Raw genomic sequence first — 17,898 nt, forward strand, 5'->3', positions numbered from 1 at the left:
TTAAAACCAAAAAAAGACACAGAGCGTATTATACGCGCTCTGTGTCTTTTTTGTTTGGTCGATTCGTTTCTGCAGATGAAGCCGCGGTTTCATTGGCTGCAAGGCGGAACGGTTTCTTGGAGCGGTTATCGTTATTGCCTTTATAGCCGCCTTTACGCTGCTGTTGCTGCTCACGTTTCCCACTGCCCTGCTGCTGCTCGCTGCTATTTTTACCTTCGCCAGCACTATTCGCGCTGTCGTTGCCTTTATCCGCGTCGTTTTTATTGCGATTGGAGCTTCTATGGSGATTTTCCCTTGTGTGATTGCGAGTATGCCTTTCATGTGTTGGAGCGGCGCTTTCTTCCTTTGCACTCGCAACCTCATCATGTTCAAGACCTTCAGAAATATCCACAAAACCGGCAGCTGCTGCAAGAAGATCAGCTGCTTCTATACGCGGACGCTCTTCGTCTGCATCCAAGTCATAGTCGTCTGGCTCACGAACGGTACTGTTTGTTTTTTCTAAAATAAAATAAGCGCAGCCAAAGTTGCAATACTCATTGATGTAATCCGGCATGCCAGATAGATTGCTTTCCTTCGTAGCTTTCTGATGGCTGTCACGAAAAAAACCTTTCAGCCGCAGCTGGCTATAGCCCCAGTCACCAACAATATAATCGTAGCGCTCAAGTACTTCGCTGTATCGATCACGAAATGCTTCAGGATTCCAGCCATTCCTATTTTCAAGCACAATTTCATAAGATTTTCCGCCGATATGAATCAAAGCCATATTTTCCACCTCATCTTGAGCGTCAGTTACAAGCTGCTCGAGCAAGCACCGGAAGAAATCTCACGGCTCGCTTCGGCTTCCGCTGCCATTGCTGCGTGTGCCGAATCGGTCTGCTCATGTGCATGATAAGAGCTGCGTACTAATGGTGCCGATTCTACATGCCTAAAACCGCGCTTCAGCCCTTCTTCTTTTAGTTTTGCAAATTCGTCTGGGTGGACATAACGTACGACCTTTAAATGTTTCGGCGTTGGCTGCAAGTATTGACCTAATGTCAAAATATTTACATCGTTTGCGCGAAGATCATCCATCGTCTGCAAAATTTCATCCCATTCCTCACCTACGCCAAGCATAATGCTCGATTTGGTTGGAATCTTAGGCTTCATTTCTTTGGCGCGCTTCAACAGCTCCATCGTACGGCTGTATTTGGCTTTGGCACGAACACGATCCGAAAGCCGCTCCACCGTTTCGACGTTATGATTTAGAATATCCGGATTTGCATCCATTACAATTTGAAGCGCATCTTTATTTCCCAAGAAGTCAGGAATAAGCACTTCAACTCGGCAAAACGGCATACGTTTGCGAATCGCATGTACAGTAGCTGCAAATATGGATGCGCCGCCATCCTTAAGATCGTCACGAGCAACCGATGTAACAACACAGTGCTGAAGATTCATTTGCTCTGCTGCCTCTGCTACCCGTTCTGGTTCGTCCAAATCCAGTTCAGTCGGCATACCTGTCTTAACCGCACAAAAACGGCAAGCGCGCGTGCAAATATCACCCAATATCATAAATGTGGCTGTTCGATTCGACCAGCATTCATAAATGTTTGGGCAACGTGCTTCCTCACAAACCGTATGTAGCGTTTTTGAGCGCATCATATTTTTAATTTCGGCAAAGTTACCGTCTGTCGCTAATTTTATTCGAAGCCAATCAGGCTTTTTGAGTGTTTCTTGTTGTTTCATTAGGGATTACCTGCTTTCAAGTTCATTTATAATTCCTAAACTCATGCGTTTATTATAACATGTTTCGTATAAAAACCAATGATTTGCAAAACATAACGTTATAACCGTCATGCTTTTGGAAGGGTGAGACGTTTGAAACTGACTATTCCTATTGTTGCAGCAATAACCGCAGCTTCTCTGTTCATTGTCACGCCCGTCAGTTCTGTAAGAGCAGCTCCTGCTGTCAAACAACAAACTGATAAGGCCCATGAGCAAACAGTCAATGCTGAGACCGATCCCTTTTCCGTTAGAAGAGGGTTGTATGACAAATTAAGCTTATTTACCGAAGTGCCTTGGTTCTGGATCGCAGCCATCGATCAGTATGAGCGATCCATGTCTAAAGCACGTCCAAAGGCTCGTCCAATGCTTGGTAACACCGTTGGCGTGTTTATCGACCAGGAACGCTGGGTCGGCCCGCTCAATCCGAATACGGATGACAGCTCGCCGGTATCGATCAACTTTTTTAACGGGATTGGCCGTGATGGTGACGGGAATGGACAAGCGGAACGAACAAGCGACATCGATCTTCTCTATTCACTTGTTAGCCGCGTTGCCGCGTACGGTATCTCCAATGATGATTTCGCAATCGGACTTTGGGAGTATTATCAAAATAATCGTTCAGTGCAGCGCATCCAGCAGTTCGCCCGAATCTATGAAGCATTTGGCCAGCTTGATTTGTTCGAGCATGCATTCCCGCTGCCTATCAGCACTCATTATGCCTATAACAGCACCTGGGGAACCGGGCGAAGCTGGGGCGGCAGGCGTACCCATGAAGGTACCGACATTTTCGTAAGGCATGGTGTCCCTGTTCGGAGCACCTGTTATGGCATTGTTGAGGTGCAGGGCTGGAATCCATACGGCGGATGGAGAATTGGCATTCGTGATCTAAACAATTTTTACCACTATTACGCACATTTGTCCGGCTTTGACAAAACCGTTAATATAGGCGATGTCGTAAAGCCTGGACAGGTTGTTGGATGGGTAGGAAGCTCTGGTTACGGCAAACCCGGGACGCAGGGAAAGTTTCCTCCTCACCTGCATTATGGCGTATACAGCGACCGCGGTTTAATTGAATGGTCGTTTGATCCATATCCGATGCTGCGCCGCTGGGAGCAAGCCGAGCGTAAACGAATGCGTTCCGGAAATTAAAGCAAAAAATATAAAACGACTTTATCGTCCTCTTTGCTGAAGACAATAAAGTCGTTTTTATATGTATGCTATTCAGAGGATGAATTGCCCGAACTATTTGATCCTTGGTTAGAACCTTTAGAATGATTAGTGCCTTCGTTCGTTGCTTCTGTTGACGGTCCTGTATTAGAGGCTCCAGTGCCTGAAGACTCTCCATTATTGTTGTTTTGCGGACTGGATGTAACTCCGCCTCCCGCACCTTCGCCGAGCGGAACCGAAATGTTTGGCGCCTGCGCAGCCGACTCGCCTACAGGTTTGCCCGTATTGTCGTAATAGTACATCGGCACGTCGCCAACTACTAGCAAATATGAAATCGGGATATCCGTTTCGACCAGCTCCGGCTCGGTATCAAACGGAATAATGATCGTAACCTCCGCTATTATGCGAATGTATACCTCAACCAAAATCATATTGATGCCGGCATCCTTCTGACGTGTGCTAAGATCTACCTTAACAGCCCCAACCGGCTCGAATTTGACGGGTACTCTTGGTCCGTATGAGGAAATAATTGCACTATTGAGCGCATGCCCGATCGGAATATGCTCCGGTATATCCTTCATTTCATTTAATGTATTTTGTACGGTGTTTATCGTTTGCGATGTAATTTTCATATGCTCCGCGTAATTAAGCATGAAACCAGATATTTTCCCATTGCTGTTCATCTTCCAGTCAATAAGGTTACTGCTGTCCGATCGGCTCGCTACCTGCTCGGTTATCGCTTTATTGATAGCCTGCGTGGCGATTTGCTTTACTCTGATTTTCGCTATATTCATCAGCGGCGGCCGCAAATTTTTCTCAATATAGACAAAGGATTGGATCGAAAAAACCATAAAAACAAGCAGGGCTATAATAAAGATTGTGCGTCGTCTTATACGAGGCTTTGCAGGGCGAGAGCCCCAAATGCCGCCTGATCCGCCATTGCCGCTGCTTCGGCTGCTGCTGTATTTTACTGCTGGACGCCTAATGCCCCATTTTCCGCTGCTTGCGCTTGAACGAGCTCCTGAACCCCATTTCTTTGGTGCTGGCCTTGATGAAGCTGAGCTCCCACGACTGCCCCAAGTGACTGATTTTACTTTAGAGAATGGACGGCCAGACCAAAGCTGCATACGGCTGCCGCCAAATCCTCGAAAATGCCAGCCTCGCCTTCCCCATTTCGCCAATCCGATCCCCTCCCGCACCAAGCTGCACACTCTTTATTACCCATACTTATGCAGAACTTGGTCAAAAAAGAAGACGACCTCAGCAAGTTGCAGCCTTATTGACATTATGGAAACGATATACATAATTGTAACTAAGGGAGATGAATCTAGTTGAGTGAACGCAATATTAGCACAACCGTTTCAGGAGATTTAATTGTTACTCGTCTGATTGGAAAAATAAGCACAGATGACGTTAATGACTGGTTTAATGGTTTCGAGCAGGTGTGTCAGCCATTCATTAAAGAGGGGCGAAAATACCGTTTGTTAGTGGATCGAAAAGGCTATACACCCGACCATTTTTCGGTTCAAAAAGCATGGAAAGATAAATTTTTTAATGAAAGCATTTTGAGTCATAGCAAAGCCATCGCATTCCTCTTGGAAGATGGTGAAATTCTGAATCACTTGCAGCAAACCAATACCAAACCGTCTGTACAATTTTTTAGTGATGCTGAACAAGCCTTCCACTGGTTAAATAATTAAATAACTATAGCGTACCGGAATAGTCTATTTAATCCGTCTAAATCGTGAGCCGATACCCTGCGCCCCAAATGGTTTCAATATATTGCGGATTCGAAGGATCCGCTTCTATTTTTTCTCTTAACCTGCGAATATGAACGGTTACCGTCGCAATCTCGCCCAGTGAATCCATCCCCCACAGCTGCTCAAACAGCTCTTGCTTGCTGAATACATGATTGGGGTTCAACGCTAGAAAGGACAGCAGATCAAATTCCTTTGTCGTGAACTGCACCTCTTGGTCGTTGACGTAAACGCGCCGGGATGAGGTATCAATCTGCAAGCCGCGTATTTGGATCTTATTTGAGGCTTTGGTATCGCGGTTTCCCATCAATCGCTTGTAGCGCTGCAAATGTGCTTTCGCCCGGGCGACCAGCTCACTTGGACTAAACGGCTTCGTTATATAATCATCCGCCCCTAAGCTTAACCCGCGAATTTTATCGATCTCTTCTTTTTTGGCAGATACGATAAGGATAGGAACCTCCTTTACTGCACGGATTTGACGACAAATCTCATACCCATCCATGCCTGGCAGCTGCAAATCTAGTACGATCAAATCATATTCACCTTCTACAGCAGCGCGGAGCCCCTCTGTTCCTGTTAAGCATATGTCCGCAGAAAAACCATGCAGCTCAAAATAATCCTTTTCCACCTCAGCTATCGACACTTCATCTTCAATAATGAGAATTCTCGTCATGTTCGTCCTCCTATGCTCCTCGCGAGCGGCAGCTTGATGATCATACTAGTTCCTGCTCCAAGCTTGCTCTCAGCATGAATGCTGCCGTTATGCCCTTCGATAATTTGTTTCGTAATCGCAAGTCCTAGGCCGCTTCCACCAGTCTGCTGGCTGCGTGAGAGATCCTCGCGGAAAAAACGTTCAAAAATAAACGGGAGAGCTTCCTCCGATATTCCTGAGCCGCTGTCGCTAATCATTAATCTAACAAAATCAGTCTCCACACTAAGCGATATCGCTATTTGCTTTGGCTCGTCCAACATAAATTTCATGGCGTTGTCCATAATGTTGGTTAGTACCCGCTTCAGCTTATCTCGGTCGGCAAGCACATTGGTAGATTCCGAATGAACAATGTCCCAGGTCAGCGCAACGCCTTTGTCTTGCAAATCAAAATGCAAATCCTCGGCATAGTCCTCTATGAATTGCCCCAAGCTGATTTCCTCGAATGTAAATGGCAGCTGCTTCAAATCAAGCTTCGAGTAAAGAAACAGCTCGTCAATCAGTTGATCCATATGCTCGGCCTTCGTCAAAATCGTATTCACATAACGCTCCATCTTTTGCTTCGTATCCGGTACACCGTCCCGAATGCCTTCAATGCTTGCTTTAATCGAAGTAATCGGCGTTTTCAGATCATGCGTAATGTTCGCGACAAGCTCCTTGCGATTTTGCTCATATTGCAGCTGCTTCTCTACCGATTGCTTCAGCTTCATTCTCATATCTTCAAAGGCTTCGCTTAACCTTGCAATCTCATCGCTGCCTACCGCTTGCAGCTCAAACTCCAAATCGCCTTCCTTAATACGCTCTGTCGACTTCCGAAGCAGATCAAGCGGCTTAATAATACTGCGCGTCAAAAAATAATAAAGCAGCATATTCATGAGCAAAAGCACGATAAACAGCACGCCTAATATAATAGGCAAAAGTGTACGAACAACCTCTGCAAATGGACTGCGCTCCCTTACAACGAGCACGCTTCCCTTGGATTGATCTGGAAAACGAAAATCAAATTTCGCATAAGCATAAAAATGGTCCCCTATTTGCAGGGTGTTGCGGATTGCATTGTTTTCCATCTCATAGTCAGGCAAAAACGTGATGAATTGGGGCTGTTTTACGGACAAGGACGAATATATCGCCTCGTCGCCTTTTCTTATAACCAGCTCCGCTTGTACCGAACGAAGCTTGTAATTATATTGATCGAGCAGTGTAGGATCAAGAAGCGAGTCGGGTTCATTTTTCGCCAAATACTTTAGATCAAGGAAAATCGTTTCCTCCTGCTCAGACAATGGATTAACGGAATAATGAATATTGTAAAAGTCCTTTACGCTTCGCACATCGCCTGTTATCGCTACCACAAAGAGCAGAGCAGCGGCAAGAAACAATACGATCGTAACGATAAGTATACAGCTGTAGGACAATAGCAGCCGAACGCGGATGGACATACTCGTATCTCCTTCTCCTTTTGACAATTCGTTTTTCGTGAATACAATGTAACATAGGTTGCCCTGAGGGGACAAAGAGAAACAAAGACAACTTTGCAACACGATCTAACATGGGATAGACTATAAGAAATCATTTTCCGTATTAAAGGAGTATATATGGCCATTAATCGACGACTCAGCACCGATCAGGACTTTGAAGAGGTTATCGAACTGCAGCAGCGCATTCGCGTGTTTCAAGACAATCAGCTCATCGATGCCAGCTCGCTGGTTGTGCGGTTTGATGATAGCACGATTGTGACCCAATCGGGGGTAAGCGATATTGCCTATCATAACCGAAAAGAATGCGAGTTTTTTCTACTTAGAAAACGCTAAGTTATACAAAAAAACGGTGTCGCCCTGTTAGCCCTCGCGGGACAGGTTGACACCGTTTTTCATTGCATATTACTTATCCAGCAGCTCTACGAACTGCAATAACCGTGTGATCATCGTTGCTGCTTCGGCGCGGCTTGCTAGATCTAGAGGCAGGAATGATTGATTCCCTTTGCCCTCCAATATACCTGCTGCTGCAACCCGAGTAACCGCACCAAGCGCCCAGCCATGTATAGCTGCTTCGTCTTTAAAGCTGACAGCTTCATTAACTTCTTTCTTGACATTAGCTCCTGCTGCTTCCGCAAATTTTAATGCGCTTGCTGCCATTACTGCCATTTGCTCGCGCGTAATGGTCGTATTCGGACGGAAGGTTCCGTCCTCGAAGCCTTTAATCAGTTCAAATCTTGCAGCTGTTGCAATCGCATCCGCATACCAAGCGCCCGGCGCAACATCGCTGAACGCCGACGCCTGCTTGCCTCCACTATTTTGAAGACCAAGCGCTCTTACAAGCATTGCCGCAAATTCGGCGCGCGTAACTGTACGGTTAGGAGCAAAGCTCGACGCCGTTGTACCACTCACAATTTGTTTGGAAGCGAGCAGCTCAATATTCGATTTTGCCCAGTGGCTGCTAATGTCTGCAAAAGTTTTGGGATTTAAAGCGACTACATAGCTGCTGTTGCTAGTACTCAAAATGGTGACAGTTGTTTTCCCTTCAGCTGATCGGAACAAAGCCGGAACGTAACGGAAAGCTCCCGTTGCCGGATCAAATACGAGCGCTGTTGCTGTTTTGGCATCCAGTTTACGGTATACTGTCATCGTACGCTTCACATATTTGCCGCCAAAGCTGTGTACTTCTGCTGATGTGCTTCCATCCGAGACGGAAATAATAAAATCAACAGGATCACCTGCAAGCTCAAAGCCTGCGGCTTTGGCTTTAGCTCGAATGTTATCAAGCACCAGTTGACTAACCGGCTTGATTGAGAAAGTTACAATTAGCTTGCCGTTATTCGCAAGCTTTGCCTCCTCCAGAACGCCGTTTACAAGCGCCAGCGGGAACTCATACGACGCTGTACCCTGCTCCATGACGACTACCGCATTTGGACTGCTCTTAAGCGCGTCAAGAAGAGCTTGTGCGGAGAAGGAGAGTTCTCCATTAGATGTTAACACACCTTTGGCGAAGATGATCCGCTCAAGCTTGCTTGCGGCATCTGTCTTCAGCTTGCTGTCATTTTGCGCTGTATTAATCGCACCGCCGATTTGGCCTGAACCTAAACCGCCAGTGCTGCCTTCATTTCTTTCCTCTGGCACAACGACCGCCTTCACTTCCAGCGTATAGATTCTGCTTTGCGAACCATGAGTCACAGTAAATGTCGTCTGGCCGATCTTTAGCGCACTAAGCTGTTTATCTTCACTAATTGCTGCAATGTCTGATTGGGCCATCGTTATGATCGCATCCGCTGTGACATCGACGCCTGCTTGATCAAACACCTTTATGGCTTTTGTATCACCCACAGTCAACGACAGCGGTCCTCTATCGCCATTCTCAAGAGCTATGCGGAATGGCTTCGGACGATTGGCAAAACCTTCATTTTGCTCGGTGAACGATAATTGATCATTTGAGCTTGCTAGTGTCGCTATCCGCTCACCACGCACAATCACATTGTCCACCTGAATATTGCCCGACACCCCGCTTGTCACATCTATTCCGTTTGTACCCATTCCGTCAAGCACGATATTTTGCAGCTTCACATGAGCAATGCTGAATCCGCCGCCGTGTACAATTAAACCGGCATACGTACTGTCGAGTGCGACGTTGTCCCGTACAATGACCTCGCCGTTCAAATCCTTCTCGCCAGCAAAAATCCAGATCGCACCTAGATTAATGTTGTACGCAGAGTCAGCGCTGCCTGTACGAATCAGTGTATTTCGCTCCACTACCGTTGTGCCGCTGAATGCCACAGGATTAAAGCGTGTCGATACGGCAATGCCCGCTCCGTTCGTAATTGTATCTGTACCGATGTTATCTTGAAGCTTATTGTCTTGCCCGCCAAAAATAACGAAGTTATCGGCCAGCCAAGGCAAAGCCACCGTATTAAAACGCGCCGTATTGTTAATGCTTGCGCGCCCTTCTGCCGACCACATCGCCAAACCATCGTCACCTGGATAGCGGATATCCGATTGCTCCATCACACTATTGCTCGTGCCTACGGAGAAGTTGATGCCATCGGCCATCAAATTGCGCAAACGAAGGCCAACCATATGCAGGCCATCCGTTATTTCGTCGCTGCCCCTTACCTTGGACAGCCATAACCCTGTTTTTGAATGCTCGACCCAAACATTCTGAATGACCGAGCCTTTGCCGAAGCCGCCATAAAAAGCATGGGTCAACGCTTCATCATCACGGATATTCAGGTCGCCGTCGATGAGTAGATCATATACGCCAATATTAGCGCCTTTGCCAATAAACCTCGCACCGATCAGCGATGTATACCACATCCCTGCACCGCGAATTGTGATTTGATCCAATTCAATCACATCAGTCTTAAGCTCAAATACCCCTTGAGGGAACCATACGCCTTTCCCTTGTTCTTTGGCTGCATTCATTGCAGAATGGAACGCTGCCGAATCATCAATGCCATCGCCAGGTACAGCTCCGTATTCGGCAACTGACAGGAATCCATCAGGCTTTGCAAACGGACCTTCCACCTGCTCCATATCGACAAGGTCAATAACATAATAATCTGCCGCATTCTCCGCATTCTTCTGCAGACGGATCGTAGCTCCTGCGGGAATATCACCGATCAAAGCATGTATTTCATCGAAGAAACGATGTGCATTGCCCTGCTTTGGATCATTAGACCATGGATAGCTGCCGTACTCCCAGCCATGCTTCGAGCTGAGTTCTAAATTTTGCTTAAATTCTCCGTTTACGTAGAGGCCTAACGTTTCGTTTCGACCAGCCCCGTCTGCGCTGTCTGGGATGACATAACGCAGCACAAGTGAATTAGCCGCCTTTGCTAATGTAAATTGTACATAATCACCTTCATCTACCAGCTTAACCGCCTGCCTGCCCGATGCCTCAGAAGCGATTTCACGGTAGCTGCGCGACGGTCCAATCAGCTCACTGTTCGTTAATCCATGTTCCGCTTCATAGGTAATGTATGGAACTGTCGCTCCGCGGTAAGCAATGCCGATGCTTTGTCTGACTAGAAGGCTACCCAGCCATACTTGCCCTGAATCCGCTGAATCCTTTTGCAGCGTAATCGTATTAATTCCGCTGCGCAGCTGCATTTCAATAACCGCTTCGGACCAGCTTTGTTTTTCTCCAGCTGCATTAAACGCCACTTGTTTGATCCGTATGCCATTCACATACAGGCTAAGCTGGCTTGGCGCATCGGTGACGTTCAAGTAACTAAGCTCCGTTAAATAGCTGCCTGCTGCCCCAGCATGAACGGTAAAGCTGATTTTATCTCCTGTTTCAGTGAAGTTCCCAGCGTACCCAGCACCTTTAAAGCCTGTTAACTCCTTACTTACTTTAATGCCGCCAGACATAAAAGCGTTCTCTGCTTCATATCGCTGATTGGAGGCAACAGGCTCAAACTGCCAAAGTGCCTCATCCGCTTGACTCGGCGTACCGTATTGCAGCTTGCCAGCCGTTAGCAGCAGCAATCCGTCTTTCTGCGTAGCATTTATAATCCGTTTATAGCCAGCACGATCCTCAATCGTCCATTGTGCCGCATCAATGCCTCTAGCCTCACCTGCGATTGCCGCCAGACCATCTGCATGTAGCGTCAATAAATGTCCGGTAGCTTTGTTTTTCAACAGCCTCCGGCCGTTGAAATCCTGAAGCAGCCATTGGGAGCTCGCGTTATCTGCCCTCACTGAGCCGCTGAGCACCTTGCCGCTGTTTTCATATAAATACCCTGTGCCTGACTTTTCTTTAATACGAATATAGTTCGTGTCGTCAAATGTTGGGGTAGCCGTGTCATTCGTCTTCTCCTCGCCCATTGGCGGCGTCTCGAATTGCTCCGACGCACTCTCAAACGTCCACTGCACCGATCCAAATGATGCTGGGTACAATCCACGTTCTGCGTAGCCTGCATTATTTTGAACATGAATGAGCTCATCATCGTATTTCCCATTCAAGCTGCGAATCATATATTCCGCACCGCTCGGCGTGCTTTCAACTGCCCACTCTAAGAACGCATCGCCTTGAATGGCTTGCTTGCTCTCAATAAAGGCATAATCCCCGGTCATTGTCATGTAATGTCCTGTAGCACGGTTTTTCAACCTTTGTTTCCCGCCCTCTGACTCTATAATCCAATGACTGTAGCCGTTGTTCTCTGCCAAGTTGCCATAAAGAACAATTCCTCCATTGTTTTCATATAAAAATTGGCCGTTCGCCTTGTTTTTTATACGAATCGGAGCCTCTGGCAAAGGTTTCGCTGGAAGTGCTAGCGGCTCAACTGCATATTGTGCGCTATCCGAATCAGCAACAAGCTTACTCACTTTCGTATATCCCTCACCATCTGAATATAGAAAATGACGAGCCCACCCACTCCGCAGCACTACAAATTTATCAGAAGATCCAGGCTCCATGTTCCACTTCACGCTGCCCCAGCTCTCGTGAATGCCGCCTTGTGCAATAATTTGCTGAGTCGGGGCATCCTTTTCAACATCCCCGCCTACGTGCTCCATTGACACATAGTGGCCAGTCTTGAGGTTTTTCAGCCGCACCGAGGTCGGTCCATCGCCCGTGCGCTCCAAAAACCAAACTGAGCTAAGATCCGTTTCTGGAAGATCACCATACTTAACCTTGCCTTGATCATCACCCTCAGCGGTCACTTCATACAAATAACTGCCGGTTTGCTTGTTCTTAAGTCTTACATTCGTTAACGCCGCGTCTGTCACAGGTATAAACTTCCATTTAGGGCTTCCCCATCCTGGATTAATTACGCCGTATTCCGCGTATTTCGTCAGATTTTGCAAGCTAATATACTTTTGTTGTCCAATAACATCATTAGCATCCTGCAAGCTGTGAATGAGCTTTGAGCCGCCGGCATCTTCGATGACCCAAATCGCACTCGTCCAGTCATCAGCTACCTCAGTCACATCAATGCGTCCATCCTTCATATTTTGCAAATTAATGTAGTGGCCTGTTGCTCTATTCTGGATGCGTTTGCGACCGTTAAAACGTTCAACTAACCATTGTCCCTTATAATCGCCTTCAGAGACATTGCCGTATTTCAGCTGTCCTGCTGCATCCTCATATAAGAAGAAATTTTGCCATTCATTCTGAATTCGAATATATTGCGGCGAGCCATCCCCGCTAAATGCCGGGTCTTCAAACAACCATTGCGCCGCATTCTCATTTGGCTGAATTGCACTTGCTTGGGCTGCGCCCGTATTGTCTTGAATATGCAAATATTCGCCTTGACCAACATAGCTCTGAATGCTTTGATAGTCATCATAAATGGCTGATTTGCTAAAGGACCATTGATCCTCTGCAGAGCTTTCCGTTAATGAAGATACCTTAAGCGGATCACTGATCTCATTAACTCCTGCACGCGTAACATAATGACCAGTTGCTAGGTTGCGCAGCCGTTTTTTGCCGTTAAAATCTTCCCTTACCCACTGGTAAAATGACTTCTGGCCTGCCTGTGTTGTCAGTGCGCCAACCTTTGCCAGCCCAGCATCTTCATACAAATAAGCAGTACCTACCTTCTCATTTGTAAAATTCACGATACGGTATGGCTGCGTATCCGGCGCCAGCTCTATTCGCCAGTGTGCATTGTCTCGATCCAGGACGGACCAACTGTTCGAGCGTACATGTTTGTCATCAGGAAACTGCGTATTCAATACGTAAATGGTCGAAGGAACCTCCTGATAAGCTGCAACGTTCTGAAAGGTGATAAAATCTCCACCCGCTGTGTTAGCTACCAGCCACTCGCTTTTATTCGTATTGTCCAGCCCTATCGCTTTAATAGGCTCTTTGTCTATTCCTTGCGTAATGTAATGACCAGTTGCACGGTTTTTAATCCGATAGGAATCCGGCGTTGCTCCCGGGACAAGCACCCAATGAGATTTGCGATCCGCAGCAGGCACCTCGCCAAAATCAACGAAACCATTAGCTCCCTCGTACAAATATTGTCCTGCTCGGAACTTGTTGGCAAGACGAATTGGAGCAGCAGACTCCACCGGCTCGAGCGCCCACTGCGGACTCTCGAATGTTATATTGATGTCATTGCTTACTTCTGCAAAGCCGAGCAAATCCTCTTGATGAATAACGAGATTGGCATTCTCCGGCACAGTTGCACTTTTAATGACCACATAACCCTCGCGGCTGGACGCATGAATGGTCCATTGGTCTGCAAGCGTACTCTCCGTTATCTCGCGGCTGGTCAGTGCATCGCGCCTCTTCCCAACCTCTGAGACCGTAATGTAATGTCCGGTTGCACGGTTTTGAATTCGCTTATTGCCATCATGCTCCTCGATGAGCCATTGCGAGGACTCATCTTCATAGCTTGGAAAACCGTACCGTACGATACCATTTTCATCCTCATACAAATAATTGCTTTGCCATTTGTTCTGGATACGAACATAGGTTGATTCCGTTACGGATGACACAGCCGCCTCGGGCTGCCCCCCGCCTTCCGATACCACTGCCAACTCATCCGCATAGACCGGAACCGCCATAAGCATAAGCAGCAGCGCCAGCATGAATGCCAATATAGACCTTGCACGTTTCATTGCACAAACCTCCCCAAAGGTATACAAGTGCAAACGCATCTCGGAAGCACTCGCTTATGTAAATCCTTCATTCTCTTTCATCATAATTTGGAATCGCTTACATATCGATGTGCATTTCTAGAAATAATAGGTGTTATATTACGAAGTGTAGAGGCATGCAAAAACCCCTCTGTCTTAGACAGAGGGTTTCTATACTTATATGGGTAACCTGCTGATGGCTGTGAAGCACTCGCCTTCTAATCGAATGGTATACTATTCTTCTTCTACTACGCCAAGCTCCCGATTTTTCTCCTTAAAACGCTCGTTATGAGAAGAAACATAAGCCATCTCTGGAGCTTCCGGATCCATATACAGCTTCGCGCTGTTGAGTGCCAAGACGCCATCCGTAAACGTTCCTGCAATAAGTCCAACCTTGCTGCCAAAACTCGCGAAATCGCCTGCGCCGAAGATGCCCGGAATATTAGTAGTCATCCGCTCCCCAACGTTCGCATTCCATACTCCCATATCAAGACCCCAATCACGGATAGGTCCAAAATCACTCTTCATTCCATGATTGACGATGACAGCATCGACTTCAATCTGCTTGCTTTCCTCCGTTTCCATATGTGCAATCGTTACCTTCTCGATACTTTCCCCATTACTGCTATGAAGCGCAAGCACTTGATATGGCGTAAGAACATTTACAGAGGATTGTTTCATCCTGGAAACATTTCTCTCGTGCCCGCCGAAGCTGTCGCGGCGATGCACGACCGTTACGCTGGCTGCAATGGATTCCAGCTCATTAGCCCAGTCTACTGCGGAATCGCCGCCGCCAGAAATGAGCACTCGCTTATCGCGGAATTTTTCCAGCTCCTGTACGGTGTAGTACAAGTTCGTTACTTCATAGCGGTCAGCCCCTTCAATCTCCAGCTTCGCTAATTTTTTTATTCCGTAACCGATTGCCATAATGACCGTTCTTGTATGATGCTTCTCGCCAGTTAATGAAGTCAGCATAAAAGTTCCATCAGCCAATCGTTCATAGTCCGTAATTTGCTGTCCGAGCACGATCGTCGGGTCAAAGGTTTTGGCTTGTTGGATCAATTGCGCAATTAATTGTTCGCAGCGAATCGGTGTTACCCCGCCTACATCCCAAATAATTTTCTCAGGATAAGTGAGCATTCGCCCGCCGAGTTGATCCTGCGCTTCAATTAATTTCGTTTTTAAATCGCGCATGCCGCTATAGAAAGTGGTATATAACCCACCTGGGCCACCACCAATTATCGTTACATCATAGAGTTCCAATTGTTCGTTCATCGTTTGCCTCCAAACGTCAGTCATGATCAATTTATTTTTGATATTGATTATCACTATCACTTATTAAAGTTTAGGATACCATCCTCATTGTGACAATGGACAAAAGTCACCATTTTTTTGTACAAAACTGACTTTTGTTATCTCTATCAATGCTATCAACGATTCGTTTATTTCGCACCTGCGAGCCAATTAGCTAGTTCCTCTGTCTGTGATAGCGTAGCAATCGGATCAAAATACCATGAGCGTTTCTTACTCCAAATATAGACGCGATCATTTTTAACTGCATCAATCAGCTTCCAAATCGGCTCGGTTTTCAAATCTGCAAGCGTTAGCGTATCAGACGTTAATATAATATAATCGCCAGCAAAGTCAGACAGCTTCTCTCCAGAAACCTCAACAATTTGCTCCTTCATCAGCTGCTCCGCTACTTTAGCTGGCGGCTTAAGCCCAAGTGCTTGATAGACTGCTTGTCCGCCCCTGCCGAAATTATCGCCGAATACGCCCGTATTCCCTTCCCAATCCTGCATGACTGAAAACACAGCATCGCTTGGAATGGCACTTTCAACCTTTGCTTTGGCTGCTGCAATACGCTGGTCGTAATCAGCTAACCATGCTTCCGCTTCTGCCTCTTTCCCTAACAATTTGCCGAAATAGGTCAATTCTTCATGCGTATTTTTTAGTTCGCCATAAGGAACAACGATCGTCGGAGCAATTTTGCTATACAGCTCATAAGCTGCTTCATTTCCTGTAACGATCATATCCGGCTGCAAATCTATTATTTTCTCTAGCGATACACTCTCGTATTCTCCAATATTCTCCACACCTGCAAGCGCCTCTGAAAAATACGGATTTTTCAAATTCAATTCTGGTGTTCCGATTGGTTTGACATTAAGTGCAATAAAGCTGCCCAAGTACAGATCAACAACGATCCGTTCGGGATGCGAAGGAATTTCGATATCACCTTTTATCGTTGTGATTACTCTAGTCTGAGCTTCTGTTTGCGGCTTATTGGAAGGAGCTGCTTCCCCCTTCGTCGTTAATTTTGATTCCACGGTTGCCGTATTTGTATTTAACGCCCCCGTAGAACATGCACTCATAAATAAAGCAAAACAAAACAACAGGGTTGCCGCCATTGATAATTTCAATCCTTTGTACATGGGCAATTGATTCTCTCCTTTGTATTGATAATGATTATCATAACGATACACATTGTAACGCCGGAGCCTCCCTGGAACAATGGACGATCGGCTCGATTTATATAGACGATCTGCGCCGCTTCTAGTATTTTTCAAACGGTCCTTATACCTGCCTGGCGAAACGCCAGCAACCTTTTTGAATATCCGTGTGAAATATAAGCGATCGGAATAACCAACGCTTTCCGCAATTTCCTGAATGGTCGCGCTTGTATTTTTCATTAGCTCCTTCGCATGATCAATTCTCACCTGAATGACATAATCAATGAGACTATGCCCTGTTTCCTTTTTAAACACCTTGGACAAGTTTTTGGCGCTATAGCTTAAGGTCTGCGCCAACTGCTCGAGCGTAATCGGCTCCATATAATGATCATGAATATAACGAAGCGCTTGAGCTGCTAGGTCGGGCTTCGATAGAGATATGTCTTGCTTTTGCAGCTGAATGAATACCTCATAAACAAATTGATGAAATAACGTATTGACATGAAACCTCTCCAAAGAATGCGATATTTGCCACTCTTGTGCCATTACGTTAACAATTCGAAACAGTGGGATCGGGTATTGCGGGGCGAAGCCATATTGCATATGGAACGGGTTGTTATTTTCAATAAGAGATAAAATCTCTTGCCTGCAAGGATGCGGGATAAGTGCTTTATAGAAGATTAAGTAATAATCAAAATCCTCCTCCAGCCTGTCTATATCCAAGCACATTCCTTTGCCCCCATGCAGCACATGAAATCGCTCCGCCTTATATGGATGACCGTCCAAACATACATTTGAGCTGCCAATTGTCGTATATAAAAATCCGCTTGCTGGAAGACGGTAGGATTGCAGCCTATCGCCAAGTTTCATCCTATGGTGACGAACATCCAACACCTTAATTGAGGCGTGGTTCCAAAGCCTAATAAGATCATTCCACTCCACTTTCCGAGTTCAGCTCCTCTAGCGTTTACTTTGTGCTGCTCACAGATCGACCGAAGAAAAAGCCGACTACTTGATCATGATGGTTCATCCTTTTATGTATGGTTCCTTGCAGAGCATATTAACAAGCATTCTAATGATAACCATTCTCATTGTCAATTCCTTTCTTACTAGTACCTGGTACTACAATAAGTTGGTACTTTTGCGTTTTGGCATATGATGTAAACTAAAGACATGAACAACAAATCGATTCGGGAGGCTTTCTCAAATGGAAAAAATGGAAACGATGCAAGTACGCAAACCAGCAAATTTTTATCGCCGCCGCAATACCCCAACGTATACCTTCATGGCTTGGGCAGCTTTTCTTATAGCATGTGGCTTCGAATTCATCGGTATTTACACGCTTAAACAACCAATGTCTGTGCAAGGGTATTACGCTGTAACCGGCATACTTTTAATTATCACTTCATTTCTTCTGCAGAAGGTTGCGCGCGACAACGACGAGGATAAGTTTCTCAAAGACTACAACCCGGGCTACA

At 46.2% G+C, this 17,898-nt stretch carries 11 protein-coding genes and 1 pseudogene; 4 read left to right on the plus strand and 8 right to left on the minus strand.

Going from position 1 to position 17,898, the window contains the following annotated elements:
- Window positions 1-28: 28 nt before the first annotated feature.
- Together AC1DPK_RS21370 and lipA are read right to left on the minus strand one after the other, a co-directional pair.
- Window positions 29-763: a YutD family protein gene (locus tag AC1DPK_RS21370; RefSeq protein ID WP_477511564.1), complete on the minus strand. Its 735-nt coding sequence runs from the start codon at window positions 761-763 to the stop codon at window positions 29-31.
- Window positions 764-789: 26 nt separating this feature from the next.
- Complete coding sequence (gene lipA / locus AC1DPK_RS21375) at window positions 790-1,725, minus strand: lipoyl synthase (protein ID WP_076271021.1); 936 nt, start codon at window positions 1,723-1,725, stop codon at window positions 790-792.
- 132 nt (window positions 1,726-1,857) lie between these two features.
- On the opposite strand from lipA, the gene AC1DPK_RS21380 reads away from it, so the two are divergent.
- Entirely contained in the window at window positions 1,858-2,913 is a 1,056-nt protein-coding gene (locus AC1DPK_RS21380) for a M23 family metallopeptidase (protein ID WP_477511565.1), read from the plus strand.
- A 68-nt stretch (window positions 2,914-2,981) separates the two neighbouring features.
- On the opposite strand, the gene yunB is transcribed toward AC1DPK_RS21380, so the two are convergent.
- Window positions 2,982-4,112, minus strand: a complete 1,131-nt coding sequence (yunB, locus tag AC1DPK_RS21385) for a sporulation protein YunB (protein ID WP_477511566.1) — start codon at window positions 4,110-4,112, stop codon at window positions 2,982-2,984.
- A 150-nt stretch (window positions 4,113-4,262) separates the two neighbouring features.
- Between yunB and AC1DPK_RS21390 the strand changes: the two genes are divergently transcribed.
- Window positions 4,263-4,631 (plus strand): SpoIIAA family protein, encoded by a 369-nt coding sequence (locus tag AC1DPK_RS21390; RefSeq protein ID WP_477511567.1) that lies wholly within the window; start codon window positions 4,263-4,265, stop codon window positions 4,629-4,631.
- Window positions 4,632-4,668: 37 nt separating this feature from the next.
- On the opposite strand, the gene AC1DPK_RS21395 is transcribed toward AC1DPK_RS21390, so the two are convergent.
- Both AC1DPK_RS21395 and AC1DPK_RS21400 read right to left on the minus strand, forming a co-directional pair.
- Window positions 4,669-5,361 (minus strand): response regulator transcription factor, encoded by a 693-nt coding sequence (locus tag AC1DPK_RS21395; protein ID WP_477511568.1) that lies wholly within the window; start codon window positions 5,359-5,361, stop codon window positions 4,669-4,671.
- Window positions 5,358-6,833, minus strand: coding sequence for a sensor histidine kinase (locus tag AC1DPK_RS21400; protein ID WP_477511569.1), 1,476 nt, complete (start codon window positions 6,831-6,833; stop codon window positions 5,358-5,360). The genes AC1DPK_RS21395 and AC1DPK_RS21400 overlap by 4 nt, the downstream gene beginning before the upstream one ends.
- 156 nt (window positions 6,834-6,989) lie before the next feature.
- Here AC1DPK_RS21400 and AC1DPK_RS21405 point away from each other — a divergent pair, with 156 nt between their 5' ends.
- The gene (locus AC1DPK_RS21405) at window positions 6,990-7,205 is read left to right on the plus strand and encodes a hypothetical protein (protein ID WP_339207486.1); all 216 of its coding nucleotides are present in this window, start codon (window positions 6,990-6,992) and stop codon (window positions 7,203-7,205) included.
- A 69-nt stretch (window positions 7,206-7,274) separates the two neighbouring features.
- Here the strand turns inward: AC1DPK_RS21405 and AC1DPK_RS21410 are convergent, their stop codons facing one another.
- The 3 genes from AC1DPK_RS21410 to AC1DPK_RS21420 all read right to left on the minus strand — a co-directional run bounded on the left by AC1DPK_RS21410 (window position 7,275) and on the right by AC1DPK_RS21420 (window position 17,362).
- On the minus strand, window positions 7,275-13,952 hold the full coding sequence (locus AC1DPK_RS21410) for an S-layer homology domain-containing protein (protein ID WP_477511570.1): 6,678 nt from the start codon (window positions 13,950-13,952) through the stop codon (window positions 7,275-7,277).
- A 252-nt stretch (window positions 13,953-14,204) separates the two neighbouring features.
- Window positions 14,205-15,245, minus strand: coding sequence for an NAD(P)/FAD-dependent oxidoreductase (locus tag AC1DPK_RS21415; RefSeq protein WP_477511571.1), 1,041 nt, complete (start codon window positions 15,243-15,245; stop codon window positions 14,205-14,207).
- A gap of 167 nt (window positions 15,246-15,412) precedes the next feature.
- Window positions 15,413-17,362, minus strand: a complete 1,950-nt coding sequence (locus tag AC1DPK_RS21420; protein ID WP_477511572.1) for an AraC family transcriptional regulator — start codon at window positions 17,360-17,362, stop codon at window positions 15,413-15,415.
- 283 nt (window positions 17,363-17,645) lie between these two features.
- On the opposite strand from AC1DPK_RS21420, the pseudogene AC1DPK_RS21425 reads away from it, so the two are divergent.
- A pseudogene (locus AC1DPK_RS21425) lies at window positions 17,646-17,867 on the plus strand (YiaA/YiaB family inner membrane protein); the annotation flags it as partial.
- Window positions 17,868-17,898 lie beyond the last annotated feature (31 nt).

The organism is Paenibacillus sp. 01T424, from assembly GCF_056398745.1.

Bases quoted from the DNA above. Each gene is read 5' to 3' on its own strand.
- AC1DPK_RS21395 (WP_477511568.1), bottom strand. From the start codon at position 5,361: ATGACGAGAATTCTCATTATTGAAGATGAAGTGTCGATAGCTGAGGTG.
- AC1DPK_RS21415 (WP_477511571.1), bottom strand. From the start codon at position 15,245: ATGAACGAACAATTGGAACTCTATGATGTAACGATAATTGGTGGTGGC.
- AC1DPK_RS21400 (WP_477511569.1), bottom strand. From the start codon at position 6,833: ATGTCCATCCGCGTTCGGCTGCTATTGTCCTACAGCTGTATACTTATC.
- AC1DPK_RS21410 (WP_477511570.1), bottom strand. From the start codon at position 13,952: ATGAAACGTGCAAGGTCTATATTGGCATTCATGCTGGCGCTGCTGCTT.
- AC1DPK_RS21405 (WP_339207486.1), top strand. From the start codon at position 6,990: ATGGCCATTAATCGACGACTCAGCACCGATCAGGACTTTGAAGAGGTT.
- lipA (WP_076271021.1), bottom strand. From the start codon at position 1,725: ATGAAACAACAAGAAACACTCAAAAAGCCTGATTGGCTTCGAATAAAA.